The sequence below is a fragment of the Shewanella sp. S1-49-MNA-CIBAN-0167 genome (assembly GCF_040310145.1).
Classification (GTDB): Bacteria; Pseudomonadota; Gammaproteobacteria; order Enterobacterales; family Shewanellaceae; genus Shewanella; species Shewanella psychromarinicola.
The window spans coordinates 108,636-114,934 of record NZ_JBEOPO010000013.1 but is presented as its reverse complement, the minus strand read 5'-3'; the positions used below and the strand labels follow the sequence as shown (position 1 = coordinate 114,934).

Genomic DNA, 6,299 nt, shown 5'->3' with positions numbered 1-6,299 from the left:
AGAGTGTAATTTGTTTCATGGGGCTATGATGATCCCATTTGGGACAAAATCAAGCATTTTCAATGATCACGGGTATAAACGGTGATATTCATGTTGATTATAGAAGTCATGCTCTTTTGGTAATTTATTACGGTACTCATCCTCTATACGCATACGTAATTGCCTATCTCGTTCCCATGAATCTTTAAAAGCTTCAGAGCGATGCTCCTCATGAGATGCACGTTGGCAATCTACAAACATAGTAAGTGTAATAGCCATATCTGTAACGGCCGTTTCCATAGATGAAATAAGACTTTTAATTTCGAATGCCTTGTCTCTATCTGGAAGTTCTAGCCAAGTACCTGGATACTCAATATTTACGATGAACATGATTATTCTCTTGATGCATAAAACCTATTGAACGGCTCGCCCAATAAAGTCGGCCGCTTAAGTTATTGATTAATATCATCCTACATTTGCTATGTCGTTGATGTAAAGCGATAAGTTATTCGCAAAACTCCAAAAAAACCGAGGTAGCCAAAATAAAGTGCTCATAAAATCGCCAAATAAATTTATTTGCCTCAATATCAATCATTTATGTTTAATCGCATAATTGACACTTACTACTTTAGACTTACTTATTGGGTTGTTTGATTTAAATTAAGCTAAAACTCATTATAACTGTATATAAAACCAGCTCATTAGATTAAGCAATCTAGCCAGTAAAAAATGGTCTCTTTAGAAGAGCAATATCGATTAACTTTTGTATGGAAAACGAAGGCAAGCATTGTTAAATAGAGCTTTGGTTCTAACAAACTTTGGGCAAAATGAGTTAGTTTGCTTGATTTGGAAATGGACAAATTCAACATTTAAATTGAGGACGTTGAAGAAAATGACGTGAGCTGGCCATGGACGGCCAGCTAGCTTTCGAGGGGAAGGGACGCCCCATCGGAAGCGTTAGCATTTTCGAATAAGTCCGAAGACGGTTACAAATGAAGTTAAAAGCGGGATCAATCCCCATGGCGACCTTTTCGCTGCTGTTATTTAAGCCAATAGGAAAAATGTTGCGGGGCGGCTGGGCCAATTCTTTAACAAAGAACCAAGAGGGAATAGCCGTTGATTTCCTCTTGGTCTGGTGTGGGTGAAGCGCCACGACGTTAGTGGCCGCAGGCCATATCTTAAAAAGGCTTTGGGGCAGAAGTGTGCCAGCCATACTAGCTTAAAGGGACTAATTCAACTCTGAACTTGATCCCCTTTTGGTCCCGTGCAGGGTGGAACCTTGCGATGTTAATTCAAACGAAGTTTGAAAAAGCAGGTGTGGCCGCAGGCCATTGTTAAAACAAGGTTATGAATACTTAATATTCATATCAATCATTGGTTCGCGAGAACCTTTCTCAGCCCGCAATCTGGCTAAATACTGTTGCCATAATTCAGTTTGATTACTGCATAAGTTATGTAGCACCTTCCAAGAATACAAGCCTGTATCATGACCATCATCAAAGATGATTTTAACGGCGTAATGTCCAACCGGTTCGAGGGTTGTGATATTGACGGCTTTCTTATGGGTAACCAATATTGGGTTGCCATGACGCTGCACTTCTGCTGAGGGTGAGAATACCCGTAGCATTTCACAGCTGATGTTGTAGGTTTGGCTGTTATCGAAAGTGACTTCTAATAACTTGGATTGACGTTTAAGCTTAATGCCGGTCACAGTGGGCGTTGATTGAGTCATGGTATTTCCTGCACAAAAAAAATGATTAGTCCATTGTGGCACTAATCACTCAATAGTTGCTATGGCAAGAGGGTGATAACAGGCAAATATAGCGTGATTTATCACACTTACTGACGGTTAACTATGGGCCATCTCTATAAAATGAAGCGGCTTAAGTCTTCATCTTGTATCAAGGTATCAAGATGGTCATTAACATACTTAGCGTCAATGACAAACGTCGAACCTGATTTTTCAGAGGCATCATAAGAAATCTCTTCCATCAATTTTTCCATCACGGTATGCAAACGCCGAGCACCAATATTTTCAGTGCGCTCATTGACCTGCCATGCGGCTTCTGCGATTCGTTCAATACCCGACGCTTCAAACGTAACGGTTACACCTTCCGTCGCCATTAAGGCAATATATTGCTCCGTAAGCGAAGCATAAGGTTCGGTTAAAATACGCTTGAAATCAGCAGCGGTAAGGGCGTCCAATTCAACTCGAATCGGTAAACGGCCCTGAAGTTCTGGGATTAAATCAGACGGTTTTGACATCTGGAATGCACCAGAAGCAATAAACAAAATATGGTCAGTTTTTACCATGCCATGCTTAGTGTTAACAGTGCAGCCTTCCACTAATGGCAGTAAGTCACGTTGTACCCCTTCACGTGATACATCGGGGCCAGTGCTTTCGCCGCGCCGACAAATCTTGTCGATTTCGTCTAAAAACACAATGCCGTTTTGCTCAACAAGCTCGATGGCTTGCTCTTTTAAGTCTTCTTGATTGACCAGCTTAGCGGCTTCATCTTCAACTAACTGTTTGTAAGCATCTTTAATTTTAAGCTTTTTATGCTTAGAAGTACTTTGACCAAGATTTTGAAATAAGCCTTGTAACTGATTGGTCATTTCTTCCATGCCTGGCGGTGCCATAATTTCAACTCCAACTTGAGGAGCCGCAATTTCTATTTCAATTTCTTTGTCGTCGAGTTGACCTTCGCGTAGTTTTTTACGGAAAACCTGACGGGTGGTAGAGTTATCTTTTTTGTCAGTATCCCAGTCATCTTTTACCTTAGGTAATAGCGCATCTAGAATACGTTCTTCGGCCATTTCTTCGGCGCGATGACGGCATTTTTTCATTTGTCGTTCGCGGGTCATTTTCACTGCGGAGTCAGTCAAATCTCGGATGATTTGTTCAACTTCTTTACCGACATAGCCGACTTCAGTAAATTTTGTGGCTTCAACTTTAATAAAGGGTGCGTTAGCCAACTTTGCTAAACGACGGGCGATTTCAGTTTTACCTACGCCTGTAGGGCCAATCATTAAAATATTTTTTGGGGTCACTTCATGACGAAGCGCCGGTTCTAATTGCATACGGCGCCAGCGATTACGAAGAGCGACTGCAACCGAGCGTTTGGCATTTTGTTGGCCGATGATATGCGAGTCTAGTTCGTGAACAATTTCACGAGGTGTCATTTCAGACATAACGGTTCCTTATCTTTACGCTCGAATTAGTAGTCTAACTTTTCGATAGTTTTAAATTGGTTGGTGAATACACAAATGTCGCCTGCAATCGTCAGTGATTTTTCTGCGATTTCTTCGGCGCTTAACTCGGTATTTTGCAGTAATGCTAAAGCTGATGCATGGGCATAGTTTCCGCCAGAGCCAATTGCAATCAAATCATGTTCAGGTTCAACAACGTCGCCATTACCGGTAATAATTAATGATGATTCAGTGTCAGCCACTACCAGCATGGCTTCGAGTTTGCGCAGCATTTTGTCGGTGCGCCAATCTTTGGCCAATTCGACAGCAGACTTTAATAAATGGCCTTGATGCATTTCAAGCTTGGCTTCAAATCGCTCAAAAAGCGTAAATGCATCGGCAGTGCCGCCAGCAAAACCGGCTAAGACTTTATTGTGGTATAGGCGGCGCACTTTACGTGCATTACCTTTCATCACGGTATTGCCTAGAGACACTTGGCCATCACCAGCGATGACAACTTGATTATTGCGGCGTACGGATACGATAGTAGTCACGTTAAATCCTCTTTACTAATACATCAACGGGTGATTAGGGTGAATGCAATTGTTGATTGATAAAATGGATATGGGGACAAAATGACAGATATCAAGAGATACGTAATAAAAAGCCCTGTTCGAGTGGACAGGGCTAGGAGATTTATGCTTTATAACCGATCGCTAGCGTTAGTCCAACGACAAAAGTATGCAGCCATTTAAACCCGCTCGTTGCATTTTGTGGCGGTTATTTTCTGCATCGCGTTTGTTAGGATAAGGCCCTAATACCACGCGAAACCACAATCCGTTGCTTCCCTCACTGCGGCGCACTTGTGCCTCTACGCCTTGGAAGGCTATTCTGGCTTTCATTTCATTTGCTTGCGACTCTTTCCTAAATGATCCACATTGCATTTGATAGATACCGCTGGACACAACGCCTGACTGAGGCAAGTCTATTTCAACTTGTTTGTTTTCAAGCTCTTCCAGATAGCTCCACTCTTCCTGTGGCTTAGGTGGCAGTGCATTGGGATCTGTCTTGATGACTTTTTTAGGATCTTCTGCAGTCGAAGTTTGCACCGTTTTCGTTTTCGGTTGCTGAACGGGCTCGGTCACGACGGATGAGTCGGAGCTGCCATTAATGGACCATAAGAAATAGCCAAAACCGATGAGTAATGTGAGTATCACAAAAAAAGTCAAATAGGGAAAAGGGCCCTTAGGTGCTTTTTTTCGTTGTGGCGCGCGGGCTTTAGTGCCCGCACGAGGTTTGCGATTTGCGTAGTCACGACTCATAATTACATCCGCTCTAGGGTTTCAATGCCAAGTAGCGATAAGCCCGTTTTTAACGTTTTTGCGGTTAATTGTGAAAGTAATAAACGGCTCTGTTTTTCAGTCTCGGTTTCGGCAGCAAGCACAGGACAAGCTTCATAAAAACTCGAAAACTCGCTCGCAAGCTCATAAAGATAACCGCACAATACATGCGGTAAACCTTTGTCTGTCATGCGGGCTAATACTTCACCAAACTGCGCCAGTTTAGTGCCTAAGTCTTTTTCTTTTTGATGCTCAAGCACAATCTTAGCTTGGCTAAGATCAATATCTTCAGCACGCTTGAAAATACCGGCGACACGGGTGTAGGCATATAATAGATAAGGTGCGGTATTACCTTCAAAGCTGAGCATTTGCTCGAAACTGAAAATGTAATCACTGCTACGGTTTTTGGACAAATCTGCATATTTGACTGAGCTTATCCCCACTACGCGTGCAATTTCAGTCAGTGTGGCTTCATCCATATCTGGATTTTTGCTGCGAACCAGCTCAAGTGCGCGGACATCGGCTTCGTCAAGTAAATCAACTAATTTAACCACACCACCAGAACGGGTTTTAAAAGGGCGTCCATCTGCGCCATTCATGGTGCCAAAGCCCGTGTGCTCGAGTGACATTTCTGGGCGAACAAATTTGGCTAACTTAGCAAGACTAAACACTTGTTGAAAATGTAATGCTTGGCGTAAGTCGACAAAGTACAAGGCGCGATCGGCTTTTAGTACGTTTGAGCGATAACGCATGGCGGCAAGATCTGAGGTGGCATATAAATAACCCCCATCCGCTTTTTGGATAATAACAGGCAGAGGTTCACCCTCTTTGGTGCGAAAGGCTTCTTGGAATACCACTTTAGCGCCATTGCTTTCGACTAATAAACCTTGTGCATCAAGATCGTGAACCACTTGAGCTAAGTCTGCATTATAGGCACTTTCGCCGTGTACATCGGCACGGGTTAAGCTAACCCCTAAACGCTTATATACATCATGGCAGTGGCTTAATGATATGTCGTTAAACTCGCGCCATAATTTATTGCAGTATTCATCACCCGATTGAAGCGCGACGACCAGTTGGCGTGCCCGGGTGGCAAATTCGGTTGATTCATCAAAACGTACCTTGGCCGCACGATAAAAACTTTCTAAATCAGACAATTCCATTTTGGCTTGTTCGCCATTGGCTGCGCGTAACTCTTCCATTAACGCCAGTAGCATACCAAACTGGGTGCCCCAGTCGCCAACGTGGTTTTGGCGAATGACGTTATGACCTAAATACTCGAGTGCACGCACCACGCTGTCACCAATAATGGTAGAACGTAAGTGACCTACGTGCATTTCTTTGGCTAAGTTTGGCGATGAATAGTCAACAACGATGGTTTGCTTAGCCGGCAGTGTGATGCCTAAATGCGCATCATCCAATGCATTTTGCAGTTGGTTGGCGAGGGCATTATCATCAATGAAAAAGTTAATAAAACCTGGGCCAGCAATTTCCACTTTGGCCACATAAGATGATGCCGGCAAGGTGTCAATAATCAGTTGTGCTAATTCGCGAGGGTTCTTCTTAGCCACTTTGGTCAGCATCATTGCAAGGTTAGTCGCTAAGTCACCATGACTTTTATCTTTAGTGCGATCGACCTGAATGCGAGCTTGAAAATCAGCTGGCACAATTCCTTGTTGTTTGAAGGATTCGATGGTTTGTTCTAGTAAAGATTCAATATGTGATTTCATGGGCGTTTGCTTGCACTAATTCGTTAAATGAATGACATGACGGAACCGCATATTTTAGCCG

General features: G+C 43.1%; 6 protein-coding genes. All 6 read right to left on the bottom strand.

Going from position 1 to position 6,299, the window contains the following annotated elements:
- Positions 1-66: 66 nt before the first annotated feature.
- The 6 genes from AAEZ00_RS08240 to argS all read right to left on the bottom strand — a co-directional run bounded on the left by AAEZ00_RS08240 (position 67) and on the right by argS (position 6,238).
- Positions 67-369, bottom strand: coding sequence for a hypothetical protein (locus AAEZ00_RS08240; protein WP_351088553.1), 303 nt, complete (start codon positions 367-369; stop codon positions 67-69).
- A 955-nt stretch (positions 370-1,324) separates the two neighbouring features.
- Positions 1,325-1,711 (bottom strand): gamma-butyrobetaine hydroxylase family protein, encoded by a 387-nt coding sequence (locus tag AAEZ00_RS08235; protein WP_101033787.1) that lies wholly within the window; start codon positions 1,709-1,711, stop codon positions 1,325-1,327.
- Positions 1,712-1,845: 134 nt separating this feature from the next.
- A complete protein-coding gene (gene hslU / locus AAEZ00_RS08230) occupies positions 1,846-3,171 on the bottom strand; it encodes an ATP-dependent protease ATPase subunit HslU (protein WP_124013437.1) in 1,326 nt (441 codons plus the stop codon).
- Positions 3,172-3,197: 26 nt separating this feature from the next.
- Positions 3,198-3,722, bottom strand: a complete 525-nt coding sequence (gene hslV, locus AAEZ00_RS08225) for an ATP-dependent protease subunit HslV (protein ID WP_101033789.1) — start codon at positions 3,720-3,722, stop codon at positions 3,198-3,200.
- A gap of 168 nt (positions 3,723-3,890) precedes the next feature.
- On the bottom strand, positions 3,891-4,493 hold the full coding sequence (locus AAEZ00_RS08220; protein WP_351074726.1) for an SPOR domain-containing protein: 603 nt from the start codon (positions 4,491-4,493) through the stop codon (positions 3,891-3,893).
- Positions 4,493-6,238 (bottom strand): arginine--tRNA ligase, encoded by a 1,746-nt coding sequence (gene argS, locus AAEZ00_RS08215; protein WP_335689283.1) that lies wholly within the window; start codon positions 6,236-6,238, stop codon positions 4,493-4,495. Before argS ends, AAEZ00_RS08220 begins: the two co-directional genes overlap by 1 nt.
- Positions 6,239-6,299 lie beyond the last annotated feature (61 nt).